This is a genomic window from Pseudomonas sp. NFACC46-3 (assembly GCF_900114515.1).
GTDB classification, from domain to species: domain Bacteria; phylum Pseudomonadota; class Gammaproteobacteria; order Pseudomonadales; family Pseudomonadaceae; genus Aquipseudomonas; species Aquipseudomonas fluorescens_Q.
In genome coordinates this window covers 381,108-396,190 of record NZ_FOTH01000001.1, presented here as the reverse complement: position 1 = coordinate 396,190, position 15,083 = coordinate 381,108, and the positions used below count along the sequence as shown (strand labels likewise).

Genomic DNA, 15,083 nt, shown 5'->3' with positions numbered 1-15,083 from the left:
GCATGAGCGCTCCGGTTACGTTACTGGCTGTTGAAAATCTACAGATTCGTGTCGGCGCGGACGGTCCGCTGGCCGTCGATGACTTCAGTTTCACCATGGCCCCCGGTGAAATCGTCGCGTTGGTGGGCGAGTCGGGCAGCGGCAAGACCATGGCCGCCCGTGCTGCCATTGGCTTGCTGCCGGCGCCCATGCAGGTGTGTGGTGGTCGTATCCTCTTTCAGGGTGAGCCACTCGATAGCGGCAATGCCAAGGCAATGCGCAGCGTGCGCGGTGCACGGATTGGCATGGTCTTCCAGGAACCGATGGTTTCGCTCAACCCGGCCTTGACGATCGGCCGGCAGATGAGTGAGGCACTCAAGCTACACACCGCGCTCGACGCCGCGACTATCCGTCTGCGCTGTATCGCCATGCTGCAGCGCATCGGCATCAAGGACGCCGAGAAGTGCCTGGCGTCTTACCCGCACCAGTTCTCCGGCGGCATGCGCCAACGCATCATGCTCGCGTCGGTGATGTTGCTGCGCCCGGCACTGCTGATCGCCGATGAGCCGACCACCGCGCTGGATTGCCTGGCACAACTGGACGTGATCGAGCTGATGCTGGAACTGACGCGTGAGCAAGGCACTGCGATCTTGTTTATCAGCCACGACCTGTCCCTGGTGGCGCGTTATGCCCACAAGGTGGTGGTGATGCGCTCGGGTAGGGCGGTGGAGCAAGGCCGGATCGAAGACATCCTGTTCGCACCAAAGGCCGAGTACACCCGGCAGTTGCTGGAAGCGCTGCCACGCCGTGGCGAGCTGGTGCCATTGCCGTCGGCCGACCGCGCGCTGTTGCAGGTTCAGGATGTGTGCATCGAGCATCCCGGCCCGCGCAGTTTTTGGGGGCGCAGCGTGCCAAAGCGCGTGGTGCACTCGGTGAACCTGAGCATCGCTCCCGGCGAGACCCTGGCCCTGGTCGGTGGTAGCGGCTCGGGTAAGACGACCCTCGGCCGTGCGGTGGTCGGATTGGTCACGCCATGTGCCGGGTCGATCCTCTTCCAAGGCGTGGACATACTCAAGGCCGCCAACCGCACGCATCGCCTGCACTGCCAGATGATTTTCCAGGACCCGTATTCGTCCCTCGACCCACGCATGACCGTCGGCCAGATCATCGCCGAGCCGTTGCGCCATGAGCCAGGGCTGACACCCGCGCAAAAACGCCAACGGGTCACCGAGACCCTGGTCGACGTGGGCCTGCCTGAACAGTTCCGCGAGCGCTTTGCTCATCAACTCTCCGGTGGTCAACGCCAGCGCGTGGCGATTGGTCGGGCGCTGGTCAGGCGGCCCAAACTGGTGATCGCCGACGAGCCGATCTCGGCATTGGATATGACCATCCAGAAGCAGATCCTCGAACTGTTCGAGCGTCTGCAACGCCTATATGGGTTTGCCTGCCTGTTTATCTCCCACGATCTCTCGGCGGTGGAACGTATCGCCCATCGCGTGGCGGTGATGAATCAGGGCGAGGTGGTGGAGATGGGCTCGCGGGACATGATCTTCGACACCCCACAACACCCCTATACCCGCCGGCTGCTCGCGGCGGCCAGCCCCTTGGAGAAACGTGCGGATGGCAGTTATCGCCTCCGTGCCAGCGTGATTTAGCGACTGCTGTACCCCAGGCCACGGTTTGAACCCCGACCCTTCGTAAATCAGTGATTTGCGGAGCCGGCGAAGCCATGGCCGAAGAAAACAAAAACAAACCCACTCAACCTGTCTGCCAGGAACGTACACATGAATAACCGCATCACCAAAGTCGTTATCAGTGCTGGTGTCATGGGCGCCGGTTTCATGCCCCTGTTTGCCCAGGCTGACTTCGTCGCTGACAGCAAAGCTGCGCTTGAACTGAAAAACTATTACTTCAACCGCGACTACCGCGAATCCAGCGGGCAGAACAAGCGGGCGGAGTGGGCACAGGGGTTTATCCTCAACGTTGAATCGGGTTTCACCGAAGGTACCGTCGGTTTGGGTATCGACATGGTCGGCATGTTGGGGGTGAAACTCGATTCCAGCCCGGACAACTCAGGCACCGGGTTGCTGGCACGCTCAAGCGTGGCCGAGCCGGGCTCCCCCAGCTATGCTCGTCGCGCCCATGACAACTACGCCAAGCTTGGTATCACCGGCAAGGCGCGCCTGGCGCAGAGCGAGCTGCGCGTGGGCTACATGGTGCCGGACTTGCCAACCCTGCAACCGAACCTCAGCCGTCTTTTTCCACAGAGCTTCAGTGGTACGGCGCTGGTCTCCAAAGACATCGACAACCTGACGCTGAACGTGGGCCAACTGGATCAAGTCAAGCAACGTGACTCGACTCACTACGAGGACATGGGACTTACCAGCCAGTACGGTGCCTACAAAAGCAGCGCCAAAAGCGATGAATTCCGCTACGTCGGCGGCGAGTACAAACTGACGCCCAGCACCGTGGTCACCTACCAGTTCGCGCAGTTGGAGAGCCTGTACCAGCAGCACTACCTGGGGCTCAAAAACAGCTTCAAGTGGGGCCCTGGTACGTTCAAGACCGACATCCGTTACTTCAACGCCAACGAAGACGCCGCGGCGCTGGCCGGCAAAGTCGATAACCGTGCATTGAGTACCCGTGTGGGCTACGGCCTCTATGGCCACAGCCTGAGTGGTGGGTACCAGGCGCAGTACGGTTCGACACCGTTCACTTATGTCGACGGCACCAACACTTACCTGTTCACCGAATACCAACTGGCCAACTTCTCCCAGACCGGCGAACGGGTATGGCATGCCCGCTATGACTATGACTTCGCCACGCTGGGCATGCCGGGGCTGTTGTTTTCGACGCGTTATGCCCGGGGGGACAACGCCAGGGTCATCGGCTTCAACGGGGAAGGGCGTGAGTGGGAGCGTGATTTCAGCTTGGGCTATGTGGTGCAGAACGGCACTTTCAAGAACGTGTCGCTGCGTTGGCAGAACGCCAACGCCACCAGCAACTTCGCCCGCGACACCAATGAAAACCGAGTGATCCTGGGCTACACCCTGGCGCTCTGGTAGCGGTAACGACGCGCAGCAGGGTGAGCCTGTTGCGCGTCCAAGCAGTGTAATGAGGGGATAGATCAGATGACGAGTTTGCCGTTGCGGCGGGCAGCGCCCAGTCAACAACGCGTATCGGCGCGTGGCGTGAGTGATTTCATCGATGCGGTGAATGCCGCGGGCCTGGAGCTGCACAGTTTCATGCTGTATCGCGAAGGCGCGGTGGTGGCCGAAGCATTCTGGGCGCCTTACCGTGCCGACCGGCTCCACGTCCAGCACTCGGCGACCAAGAGCTGGGTGTCCATGGCCATCGGGTTGTTGGTCGACGATGGCGTGCTGTCGCTGGATGCCAAGGTCGTCGGTTTTTTTGCCGCCGATTGCCCGGCTCACATCAGCGAATACCTGGCGGCCATGACCGTGCGCGATTTGCTGACCATGCGTACCGGTCACCGGCAGGGCATCTCCGGGGGAGCCTGGCGCGGCCGCAGTGAAAGCTGGGTCAAATTGTTCCTTGATGAGCCGGTCGAAGACCCGCCAGGACAACGTTTCATCTACAGCAGCGCGTCGAGTTTCATGCTCTCGGCGATTGTCACGGTGGTCAGTGGCCAGACAGCCTTTGAACTGTGCAACGCACGTATCTTTCAACCCATGGGCATGGGCCGCATCGAGTGGGACCTCGCGCCCGGGGGCTATAACACCGGCGGTAATGGCTTGAGTTGCTGCACCGAGGATTTGCTCAAGCTCGGTGTGCTGCACTTGCAGCAAGGCCGCTGGGAAGGGCAGCAATTGCTGTCCAGCGAGTGGGTGGCCGAAGCCACGCGCGGGCATGTCGAGGATGTATGGATGGGGACCTTCGACGGCAAGCGCTACCTCGGGCGCGATGAATCAAGAGACGCCGGCATCACGCGCCGCGAGGGTTACGGTTATCAATGGTGGATGACCCTGCACGGTGGCTACTACGCCTCCGGGGTGTTTGGTCAGCAGTGCATTGTGCTGCCGAAGCAGAAGGCGGTGATTGCGTTTACGGCTGGGCTGCCTTTGGGCGAGCGGCGTTTGCACGGCCTGCTGTGGGAGCATCTGTTTCCTGCCCTGGACGTGTCGGCCGACAGCGGGGCCGATGAAGGGCTTGCCGCACTGTTGGCGCGCCAGCAACTGCCACCCCTGGCTGGCGCGTCGACCTCGCCGCGCCAAGCCGAGTTCAGCGGCACGTTCGAGATGGAGGCCAATGAAGACCAGGTCAGCCAGGTGCGCCTGGTGTTCGGCGCCGGCTACTGTGAGTTCTACCTCACGGATCCGCGTGGGACCCACTGCATTCGCGCCGGATTCGCCGACGCCATCGAAAGCCGCACCAGCATGACCGGCCACTACCTGCATCACCAGTACCAGGCGCCCATCACTCCAGTCGTGGCGCAGGCGGCCTGGATCGATGGGGTGTTGATCATGGCCTGGCAATTTGTCGAAACGGCGTTTTGTGATCGCGTCATCTGCCGGCTTGAGCACGGCACCTTGTCTGTAGACCGCAGCGTCAATGTCAACGCAGGCCCGTTGCAGCGCCCGACGCTGACCGGCCATCCGAGTAAAGCTCTGCAGGAGTCACTATGAACGATATTACCCATCCGACAGGTTCCGCGCGTGGCGCGTTCTGGGCGCCGTTTACCCCGATGCGCCAGTTCTTGCAGCAACCGATGATGTTCACCAGCGCCGACGGTATGTACTACACCACCACCGATGGCCGGCGTGTACTCGATGCAATGGCAGGGTTGTGGTGCGTCAACGCCGGGCATGGCCAGCCCAGAATCGTCGAGGCCATTCGCGAAGCGGCTGGGCGCCTGGATTTCGTCTCGTCGTTCAAGATGAGTCACCCTCAGGCCCTGGAGATGGCCGAGCGCCTGATCGGCATCAGCCCGGCGGGCATGGAGCAGGTGTTCTTTACCAACTCGGGTTCCGAGGCGGTGGACACCGCGCTGAAGATCGCCCGGGCGTATCACCAGGCCCGGGGCGACAGCCGTCGCACCAAGTTTATCGGGCGGGCCAAGGGGTACCACGGCATGGGGTTCGGGGGCCTTTCGGTGTCGGGTATCGGCCGGCAGAAACGTGACTTTGGCCCATTGCTGGGAGAGGTGTCACACCTGCCGCTGCCGTACGACGCGGGAATGCGTTTCAGCGTGGGGCAGCCGCAGCAGGGCGTGGCTTACGCCGAGGCACTGTCGCAACTGCTGGACATCCAGGACCCGGGCACCGTGGCCGCGGTCATCGTCGAGCCGGTAACCGGCTCCGGCGGCGTGTATCCACCGCCTCAGGGGTATTTGCAACGATTGCGCGAGATCTGCACCCGGCACGGCGTGCTGCTGATATTCGACGAAGTGATTACCGGCTTTGGTCGCGTCGGCGCCAGCTTTGCCGCCCAAGCCTTCGGCGTGACGCCGGACCTGATCACCACCGCCAAAGGCCTGACCAACGGCGCCGTGCCCATGGGCGGTGTGTTGGTCAGTGGCGCGGTGTATGACGCGTTCATGGCCGGGCCGGCGAACATCATCGAGCTGATGCACGGCTACACCTATTCGGCGCACCCGCTGGCGTGTGCGGCTGGGTTGGCGACCATCGAGGTGCATCGTGAATTGGGCATCAACCAACACGTCAATGCAGTCAGCGGCCTCTGGCAGTCTGCCGCGCTGACGCTGCAGGGCGTTGGTCCGGTGCTGGACGTTCGCGCCATCGGCTTGCTCTGTGCCGTGGAGCTGGAGCCGCGTCCCGGTGCCATCGGCGCGCGCGGCAGCGAAGTCGCACAGTGGTGCTTTGAGCATGGCGTACTGGTGCGCGGCTCGGGTGACACCATCGTGATCTCGCCGCCGTTGGTCATCAGCCCGCAAGAGATCGCCCAGGTGTTCGACACCTTGGCGCGTGCGTTGAGTCAGGTTGCCTGAGGGGAGTAGATCGCATGTCTGATTTGTTTGAGTTCTACATTGATGGCGACTGGGTCAAGCCGCACGGCGACACCCTCGAAACGGTGGTCGACCCGTCTACCGAGCAGGTGGTTGCGCGCATCATCCTGGGTGACGCCCATGATGTGGACCGCGCCGTCTGCGCGGCACGCCAGGCTTTCCCCGCGTTCGCCGCGAGTTCGCTTGAGTCGCGTATCGACCTGCTGCACAGCATTATCGAGGCCTACGAACGCCACAGCGAGGCTTTAATCGAAGCGGTCCACCTGGAGATGGGCGCACCACTTTCCCTGGCTCGCAATGCTCATGTGCCGGCGGGCCTGGGCCATCTGGTACAGGCGCTGCAAGTGCTGCGCGAGTACCGCTTCGAACGTCGCTTGGGCAATTCGCTGGTGGTGCGTGAGCCCATCGGCGTGAGTGCCCTGATCACGCCTTGGAACTGGCCGCTCAATCAACTCACCTGCAAGCTGGCGCCCGCCTTGGCGGTGGGCTGCACCGTGGTACTCAAGCCGAGCGAGCGCGCGCCGTTGTCAGCCCATATCCTCGCCCAGGTACTCCATGAGGCCGGAGTACCCAAAGGCGTGTTCAACCTGGTCAACGGCGACGGCCCTGGCGTGGGCGCCGCACTGGCACGTCACGCTGATGTGGATATGGTTTCCTTCACCGGCTCGACTCGCGCCGGTATCTCGGTGGCCAAGGCAGCGGCCGATACGGTCAAGCGTGTGTCCCAGGAACTGGGCGGAAAATCCGCGAATATCCTGCTCGATGACGCCTACCTGCCTGACGCGGTGCGGCACGGCGTGTTGGGTTGTATCCGCAACAGTGGCCAATCATGTAATGCACCGACGCGCCTGCTGGTGCCCCGTGCGCAACAACAGGCGGTGATCGATATCGCCAGAGAAGTGCTGGCACAGGTGTGCTTCGACGACAGTAACCCGACCTCGGCGATCGGTCCGGTGGCGAACGCCCAGCAGTTCGAGCGGGTACAGGCCATGATCGCGCGGGCCATTGCCGAGGGTTCGCGGTTGATCGCCGGAGGGCTGGGACGGCCACAAGGGATTGAACGCGGCTACTATGTGCAACCGACGATATTTGCCGACATCACGCCGGATAAGTGGGTGGCACGCGAAGAAATCTTCGGCCCGGTCCTGGTGATCATGCCGTATGACAGTGAGGCCGAGGCGATAGCCATCGCAAACGACAGCCCTTACGGCTTGTCGGGTTACGTCACCTCGGCAAGCCTGGAGCGCAGCCGCAAGGTTGCCCGACAACTGCGCACGGGCATGGTCCACCTCAACGGCGCACGGGCTGACCAGGCCGCGCCGTTTGGTGGCTATAAGCAGTCGGGTAATGGACGTGAATGGGGTGAGCTGGGGTTTGACGAGTACCTGGAGATCAAGTCGCTGTTCGGGTATTAGCGTTTCAGATTGCCGGGTCATTGCCGTAGCGTGGTATTGCGCAGATAGCGCGGGGGCCGGCGGATTGCTCGATATGCTCATCATCCGGCGATCAGCGCCGGCCAGGCTCGGGGCATATCATTTAGCGATCCGTTACCGAGACTTGGCTTGGCTGTTGGAGCAATACGCGAACGTTGTGCGTTCCCCTTTATTGAGTCAGAACCGCAGTCAGAAAACGGTTTTCTTGAAGGGGCGAGCGGATACGCCCCGATAGAACGACAAAATGGCCAGCACCTGCACGACGACCGCGCCTGTCACGACGGCGACGATCGCGTGATTCGGATCGGTGAAGGCGGAGCGTACCAGGCCGAAAAAGGCCGGGGCGAAGGCGTAGGTGGCCTGACTGATCGCGACCATCAGGGCGATCACCTTGGCGGTTTGTTCACGGCTGAACTCGGTCTGGGCTATCAGTGGCGGCAAGGAGGTGGCATTGCCAATGCCCGAACCGATCAACACCACGGCTATCCAGGCCACTGTCGGGTGAAGGTCCAGGCCGAGAAGCATCAGCGTGCCCAGCATCTGGATGGCATAACCGAGGCAGGCCAGTTGTCGGCGGTTCATGCCTTGGATCATCAAGCGTGCGGCGACGTATCGCCCGCCCATCGCACTGGCAGTGGCCAGGCCCATGGCGAATGAGGCCTCATGCGCCCCCATGCGACCCACCAGGATCGAGTACAGGTGCGCGATCAAGCCGATCTGGGCGAACAGCCCCAAGGACATGCCGGCTGCCAGGGTGCGGAAACTTGCCGAGCTGAGGGTCTGCTTGGCGGTCCACGGCGTGGCGCTGGCGCTGATCGGCACGGGTTCCGGTTGGTCTGCATTGTCGGGATGTTGCCCCAGGCTTTGTGGGCTTTTGTTGAAGACCAGGAAAGCGAAGGCGCCTATGAGCAGCACCGCGACAATGCTGATCACCAGCGCCGCCATGGCAAAGCCGAAACGCTCGATCAGCAACACCCACAGCGGCGAAAAGATCACGCCACCCAGGCTGGCGCCGTTGTAGGCCTTGCCCAGGGCCTTGGGTCTTTCCTTGACGTACCACGGCGCGATCAGGGTGTTGACGGCCGCGGCACCCAATGTCACCCAGCCAATACCCGAGCAGAGGGCGCCGCTATACAGCACCCATAATTGGTTGGCGTGAGCCCAGATGTTCACGCCGATGCCCAGGAGGACACTGCCCAGCAGGGTGATGACGGGTATCCCGAAGCGTGCGTAAAGGCGTGGCAGGTTGGCGATGACAAGCGTGCCGCTGAGAAAGTGCAAGGTCACGGCAGCCGAGACCTGGGCGATCGGCCAACCCGTGCGCTCCATGACCGCTTGCATATAAATCGGCGGGCCATAGAAGCCGACCCCCCAACCGATCATCGCCAGGATGAACGTGCAGGCCAGTACGGTTTTGCCAAAAAAGCGGGTGTGTGTCATCGCCATCTCCTCCAGGGTGGCTCACAGACTATGGGATCGACAGGTTCCTCAATTCGAGGTGCGTCGAACTATGGATGTCGAGCGATTGCTTCCTGGATTTGGTTTTCGCGTCACTCCGGGACGCTGCTGCCGGCGGGTACGATGCACAGGCAGTTCAACTCACAGCCCTGGAGCATCCGCTACATTGAATGGAGCTGAGCTTCAATCGCTTCCTTGTCGATAATCGACCAGACCTCACGGATCCTGCCGTCCTCGAACGCGTAGAAGACGTTTTCCGTGAAGGCGATCCGTGCTCCATTAACAGCAAGCCCCAGGAACTCCCCAACCGGCGTGCAATTGAAGGCCAGGCGAGCCGCCAGCTTGGGTGGGTCGATCACCAGAAATTCGACTTCAAAGCGCAAGTCGGGAATGTCCCGATAGTTCGCTTCCAGCATGCTTTGATAGCCATGCAATCCTAATCGTCTCGCGTTGTGAACCACCTCCTGGTGCACAAAAAGGCCCAGGTTTTCCCAATCCTGTGCATTCAGGCAGGCAATGTAGTCGTTATAAATATCTGCAAGATTCGAGGTCATGGGGACCGATCTCCGCTACGTGTTTGTTCAAAAAGCATAGTCATGCTGCAGCTTCGGCCTGCTCGTCGTGACGTCGGCAGCTCCATTGAGTGTGCCAGCGACATATCGAAAAATAATGGCGTCGATCTGTCGATTTCGGCCAATGCCATTCGATTAACCCATAGAGCCGCCACACGGACGGCCTAATCCATTCACTCTCAGGAGATCAGAGCATGCGATTTATGGTGATCGTCAAAGCCAGTCCGGAATCGGAAGCCGGAGAAATGCCTAGCGAGGAACTGCTGGCCGCCATGGGTGCCTACAACGAAGAACTGGTCAAGGCCGGGGTGATGCTCGCTGGTGAAGGCCTGCACCCCAGTGCCGAGGGCGTGCGCGTGCAGTTTTCCGGCAAGGACCGGACGGTGATCGATGGGCCCTTTGCTGAAACCAAGGAGTTGATCGCCGGTTTCTGGATCTTCAAGGTCCAGTCATTGCAGGAGGCCATCGACTGGGTCAAGCGCTGCCCCAACCCGATGGTCAGCGACAGTGAAATCGAGATCCGCCAGATCTTCGAGCTCGAGGAGTTCGGCGAGTCTTTAACCCCTGAGTTGCGCGAGCAGGAAGAACGCTTGCGGGTGCAGATGTCTGGCCAATCCTGAAACCGACTACAGGAGACCCTACCATGAGAATCATTCCTTACCTGACCTTCAACGGTAACTGCAAGCAAGCCTTCGCTTTGTATAAAGAGGTACTGGGCGGCGATCTGTTTTCCATGTCTTTTGCCGAGGCCCCCGAGGAAACCGGGATGCCCAAGGACCCCAACCTGATCATGCACGCTTGCCTGACCGTCGGCGCCTTCAGCCTGATGGCCTCCGATTGCCCGCCAGGCCAGCCGTTTCGCAAGCCGCAAGGCGTGTCGGTCTCCCTCAATGTCGACAGTGTGGAGGAGGCCGAGCGGCTGTTTAAAGGCTTGAGTGCAGGTGGCAGCGTGTACATGCCCTTGGAGAAGACCTTTTGGGCGGAACGCTTTGCCATGTTCGAAGACCGTTTCGGGATTGCCTGGATGGTCAATTGCGAGGGGGAAAAATAAGTCGAGCGCAGCCCATGGATGGACGACTCGGGTGAACCTTGCGCCAATACTGCGTTCACTTATTGAGGTGCCGTTTTAAGTGGTCCTGTGGGAGCGAGCAAGTTCGCTCCCACAGGGGGCCAGTCTGAATCTGGCGGCCGCCCTCCAGTGCCGATAAGGACTTCGCATGCACCCAACCTCATCCACATTCCCCTTGATCACTGCCGTCGAACGCTAACTCAGTCCGCGTGCGGTCAGTACGGGAATCGTCCTCGGTATCCTGCTGACGCCTTCCAATGTCTATGCCGGGTTGAAGATCGGCTGGTCGTTCAATATGTCGATCATCGCCTTGCTGGTTGGCTATGGCATCTGGCAAGGCTTGGCGAGTCGATCGGTGGGGCGACTGCCCTGGACGCTGCACGAAAGCAATATCAACCAGACCGTGGCCTCTGCCGCTGCGTCGATCATTTCCGGTGGGTTGGTCGCTCCTATCCCGGCCTATACCTTGCTGACTGGCCAGCAGTTGGACGCCATCCCCATGGTGGCCTGGGTCTTTTCGGTGAGCTTCCTGGGGATCTGGATTGCCTGGTACTTGCGCCCGTCACTGCTCAATGACAAGGCGCTGAAATTTCCCGAGGGCATGGCGACCCTGGAAACCCTGCTGCATATCTATAACCACGGCCACGAAGCCGCGACGCGCTTGAAGGTGCTGCTCAGCGCCGCGTTACTGTCCGGGTTGGTCAAGGCGGTCGACACCTTCATGTGGGCCATCCCGCGCTGGTCTCCGAGCGCCCAACTGGAGCGCCTGACGTTTACCGCCGACCCTTCGCTGTTGTTAGTGGGGTTCGGCGGGATCATCGGTATTCGCGTGGGCCTGACCCTGCTGCTCGGTGCCTTGCTGGCGTGGGGCGGGTTGGCGCCGTGGCTGCTGGGGCAGGGCCTGGTGCGGTTGCCGCATGGCAGCAGTGGCCCGCAGTTCGCGGCGCTGGTGGAGTGGTTGCTCTGGCCGGGGGTGAGCCTGATGGTCTGCTCGACCCTGGCCTCGTTGGCGATTCGCTTGTGGGCATTGCACCGGTCCACCAAGGCGGGCGGCGGGGCGATCTGGACGATACCCAAGCCTGGGCCTGCCGTCGGTTTCATACTGTCGATCATCCTGGTGGTGAGCCTGCAAGTGCTGTTGTTCGGCATCAATCCGTGGATGGCCTTGTTGACCATCCCCTTGGCGATCTGCTTGGCGGCGGTGGCCGCCCGGGTGGTGGGCGCCACAGGCATTCCGCCGATCGGGGCCATCGGCCAATTGTCCCAGTTGAGTTTCGGCATCGTCGCCCCGGGGCAGGTGCCGATCAATCTGATGAGCGCCAACACCGCCGGTGGTTCGGCCGGGCAGTGCACCGACCTGATGAACGACTTCAAGGTCGGCCGGGCGATCGGGGCCACGCCGCGCAAACAACTGATCGCCCAGACCCTCGGCATTTTCGTCGGTAGCATCGTCGGGGTGTTGGCCTACCTGGCCCTGATCCCGGACCCGCTAACCATGCTGCTCACCGAAGAGTGGCCGGCCCCGGCGGTCGCCACCTGGAAGGCCGTGGCGCAAACCCTGACCCTGGGTCTGGATTCGTTGTCAGCGAGTATTCGCTGGGCGATTTTCATCGGCGGCCTGATCGGCTTGTTGTTGGGGATCCTCGACAGCCTGCTGCCGGCGCATCGGGCCCGCTACTTGCCAAGCACGGCGGCCTTGGGCCTGGCCTTTGTCTTGCCGGCCTCGGTGTCGCTGATGATGGCCCTTGGTGCGGTGCTGACGTGGCTGGTGAGCTGTCGCTGGCCGAGCCTCACGGAACGCTTCGCCATCACCGCGGCGGCGGGGTTGATTGCCGGGGAGAGCATTACCGGGGTGGGGGCGTCGTTGTGGCAGATGCTTACCAACGGCTCGTAGGTGCGGCGTGCCTACTTCAACGGCTAAGGCTGGCCTGCGGTCTTGGTGGAGACAATTTTGCCGTAGTTTTCTGCTGGCGGCGTCTCGACGACCAACATACGTCCTTTGCGACACTTGAACTTCACCCCTTTGCGCGGCGCCATGACTTTGGCCGTCTCCATGCACATTGCCTTGGAAGCAAAGGTTGGCCCTGGTTGTCGTTCCTCGACACAGCCTTCGAAGCCACTGCAGATCGTCATCACAACAAAATAAACAGTCATCATCTCGGTGTCGCTCCATTGAGAGATGCGATTAATTACTTCCTGTAGTCCAGGTCGGTGGCCTAAACGTTTTGCGGGGGTTGCCTGCGGATGATGAGCTTCGATTTGAACCCCCAGCAATGGCACAGGGGTACCGTGCGTCGGGAAACCGTCACTGTATTAATTTATTTTTATTTCGTTGAATTTTGTGCCAATAAGTTGGCGTCATCCGGGGTGAATTGGACGTGCTTGAGGTGGCTTGGGATGGCCTTCACCGGGCGGTGAAATGGCGCAGAGAAACGAAAACCTGTGGGAGCGAGCTTGCTCGCGAAGGCATTGGGTCAGCCAACATCAATGTTGAATGGCACACCGCTTTCGCGAGCGAGCTCGCTCCCACAGGCTTTCTCTTGGTTGGCTGGTATTGTGCCGTCGGCCTGTTTTATGAGGACCTGGCAGTGCCCGTTTGGACAAGCTTGGCCTCGAGCCATTCCTTCAGCGCCAGCGTGGCGGAGGAGGCGAATTTCGCCGAGGGCCGGATAAGGTAGATCCCTCCTTTGGCCCCCAACTCCCAGTCCGGTAATACCCTGACCAGTTCTTTGTTTGCCAACGCACGGCTGAACAGCCACTCCCCCGCACCCAGGATGCCGGTACCTGCAATGGCCGCGCTCAAAAGCGCTTCACTGTCGTTGGACACCAGGGAGCCTTGAGGGCGTACGGTCACTTGTTCACTGGCACTGATCAGCTTCCATTCAGGATAAGACGCCAGCCCCGTGAACCCCAGGCAGTTATGATGGGTCAGCTCCGTGGGTGATGCTGGCCAGCCATATCGTTCGATATAACCAGGAGACGCGCAAAGAATGCGCCGATGATCGCCGAGGCGCTTGGCAATCAGGCGGCTATCGTTGAGTTCCCCCAGGCGTATCGCCACATCGAAGCCTTCGGCGATCACATCAACCAAGCGCTCGCTGTAGTTCACGGTGAGCGTCAAATGTGGATGGGCCGCCAGGAACTCCGGCAGTATCGGCGCCAACCAGAGCCTGCCCAGGGCGGCCGGCACCGCCAGCCGCAGATTGCCGCGCACCTCGGCAGCCCCTGACGCTGCCTCTTGTTCTGCTTCATCCATCAACTCGGTTGCCAACCGCAGGCGCTTGACCAGAAGGGTTCCTGCCTCTGTCAGGCGGATATGGCGGGTGCTGCGTTCTAGCAGCCTGACCCCCAGCCGGGCTTCCAGCGCCGCGAGGCGCTTGGAAATGATCGTGGGGTGGCGCTGCAAAAGCCGAGCGGCCGCCACAAATGAACCTTGCGATTCGAGCGCGAGCAACGCGGCAAATTCGTCTGTGTGGCGGCTATCCAGTGTGATCACGTGTCCACGGCCTCCAGGCTTCTCAAGGACATCTCAGGGAGTGAGCAGGAGAGTACCTGAAGCGCGGCCGCTTTCCAGGTCCGCGTGGGCTTGTGCGGCGTTCTCCAGCGGGTAGGTTTTCCAGACGGCGGGTTCGATGATCCCGGCCTGGAGTGCAGCCAGGACGTCATTGGCGCGCGCCTGATACTCCTCGACGCTGCTGGTGTGGGCGGCAATCGAAGGGCGGGTGAGGAACAGCGAACCCTTGGCATTCAGCAGGCCCACTTCGACCGCTTGTGGCGCGCCTGACGACGCGCCGAAAGACACCATCAGCCCGCGCGGGCGCAGGCAATCGAGCGATGCCGCGAACGAGAGACGTCCAATCGGGTCGTAAACCACATCGGCCTTCTTGCCGTCGGTGATTCGAGCCACCTCCTGCGCCAGTGTCTGTGCATCGAAAACCAGGACATCATCGCAGCCCAGTGCACGTGCCTTCTCGACGCTTTGCGCACGAGAGACGACACCGATCACGAAAGCGCCCAGGTGCTTGGCCCACTTGGCCATGATGGCGCCCACACCGCCGGCGACGCCATACAACACCATGACCGTTCCCGGCCCCACCGGATAAGTGCTCTTGAGCAGGTACTGGGCCGTGATGCCCTTGAACAGAACGGCGGCGGCATCCTGGAAACTGATCGAGTCGGGAAGGGGCACCAGTTTCCCGGCCGGAACCAATCGACCACTTGCGTAGGCACCCAACGGGCCGGTGGCATAAGCCACGCGATCACCCACTTTGACTTGAGTGACATCCGGCCCCACGGCAGCGACCACCCCGGCCCCCTCCAGACCCAACCCCGACGGCAGGGCGACGGGAACCGCGCCGTTGCGCTGGCTGACGTCGAGGTAGTTGATACCAATGGCATGCTGCTCGACCCACACTTCACCGAGGCCGGGCGCAGCATGATCGTTTTGTCGGACCTCTAGAACGTCCGGTCCACCTGTGGATGAAAAACCAACGACAGTGACCATCTCAGCGACTCCTCAGGGTTTGAAATAGATGTCACTGGAGGATGATTGCAGATCAGTGCATGGACAATACCTTGGATATGCA

Annotated in this window: 12 protein-coding genes and 1 pseudogene; 8 read left to right on the top strand and 5 right to left on the bottom strand. The window is 61.3% G+C overall.

Annotation, left to right across the window (positions count from 1 at the left end):
- Positions 1-2 precede the first annotated feature (2 nt).
- From BM300_RS01630 to BM300_RS01610, 5 genes are all read left to right on the top strand, one after another.
- Positions 3-1,634, top strand: coding sequence for an ABC transporter ATP-binding protein (locus tag BM300_RS01630; protein WP_092142226.1), 1,632 nt, complete (start codon positions 3-5; stop codon positions 1,632-1,634).
- Positions 1,635-1,763: 129 nt separating this feature from the next.
- Positions 1,764-3,044: an OprD family porin gene (locus BM300_RS01625; RefSeq protein ID WP_092461807.1), complete on the top strand. Its 1,281-nt coding sequence runs from the start codon at positions 1,764-1,766 to the stop codon at positions 3,042-3,044.
- A 66-nt stretch (positions 3,045-3,110) separates the two neighbouring features.
- Positions 3,111-4,625: a serine hydrolase domain-containing protein gene (locus tag BM300_RS01620; RefSeq protein WP_092461805.1), complete on the top strand. Its 1,515-nt coding sequence runs from the start codon at positions 3,111-3,113 to the stop codon at positions 4,623-4,625.
- Positions 4,622-5,947, top strand: a complete 1,326-nt coding sequence (locus tag BM300_RS01615) for an omega-aminotransferase AptA (RefSeq protein WP_092461803.1) — start codon at positions 4,622-4,624, stop codon at positions 5,945-5,947. The genes BM300_RS01620 and BM300_RS01615 overlap by 4 nt, the downstream gene beginning before the upstream one ends.
- A gap of 14 nt (positions 5,948-5,961) precedes the next feature.
- A complete protein-coding gene (locus tag BM300_RS01610) occupies positions 5,962-7,380 on the top strand; it encodes an aldehyde dehydrogenase family protein (protein WP_092461801.1) in 1,419 nt (472 codons plus the stop codon).
- A 207-nt stretch (positions 7,381-7,587) separates the two neighbouring features.
- Here BM300_RS01610 and BM300_RS01605 read toward each other — a convergent pair whose 3' ends face one another.
- Positions 7,588-8,838, bottom strand: coding sequence for an MFS transporter (locus BM300_RS01605; RefSeq protein ID WP_092142211.1), 1,251 nt, complete (start codon positions 8,836-8,838; stop codon positions 7,588-7,590).
- A 179-nt stretch (positions 8,839-9,017) separates the two neighbouring features.
- Positions 9,018-9,410: an ester cyclase gene (locus BM300_RS01600; RefSeq protein WP_092142208.1), complete on the bottom strand. Its 393-nt coding sequence runs from the start codon at positions 9,408-9,410 to the stop codon at positions 9,018-9,020.
- Positions 9,411-9,622: 212 nt separating this feature from the next.
- On the opposite strand from BM300_RS01600, the gene BM300_RS01595 reads away from it, so the two are divergent.
- The 3 genes and pseudogenes from BM300_RS01595 (at position 9,623) to BM300_RS01585 (ending at position 12,391) form a co-directional block, all read left to right on the top strand.
- Positions 9,623-10,048, top strand: coding sequence for a YciI family protein (locus tag BM300_RS01595; protein WP_063321741.1), 426 nt, complete (start codon positions 9,623-9,625; stop codon positions 10,046-10,048).
- 23 nt (positions 10,049-10,071) lie between these two features.
- Positions 10,072-10,479, top strand: a complete 408-nt coding sequence (locus BM300_RS01590) for a VOC family protein (protein WP_063321740.1) — start codon at positions 10,072-10,074, stop codon at positions 10,477-10,479.
- A gap of 166 nt (positions 10,480-10,645) precedes the next feature.
- Positions 10,646-12,391 (top strand): annotated as a pseudogene (locus tag BM300_RS01585) (OPT family oligopeptide transporter).
- A gap of 23 nt (positions 12,392-12,414) precedes the next feature.
- Here the strand turns inward: BM300_RS01585 and BM300_RS01580 are convergent.
- The 3 genes from BM300_RS01580 to BM300_RS01565 form a co-directional block, all read right to left on the bottom strand.
- Positions 12,415-12,654, bottom strand: coding sequence for a hypothetical protein (locus BM300_RS01580; RefSeq protein WP_063321738.1), 240 nt, complete (start codon positions 12,652-12,654; stop codon positions 12,415-12,417).
- 415 nt (positions 12,655-13,069) lie between these two features.
- Positions 13,070-13,993: a LysR family transcriptional regulator gene (locus BM300_RS01570; RefSeq protein WP_092221739.1), complete on the bottom strand. Its 924-nt coding sequence runs from the start codon at positions 13,991-13,993 to the stop codon at positions 13,070-13,072.
- 33 nt (positions 13,994-14,026) lie between these two features.
- Complete coding sequence (locus BM300_RS01565) at positions 14,027-15,001, bottom strand: quinone oxidoreductase family protein (RefSeq protein WP_092461799.1); 975 nt, start codon at positions 14,999-15,001, stop codon at positions 14,027-14,029.
- Between the last annotated feature and the right edge of the window lie 82 nt (positions 15,002-15,083).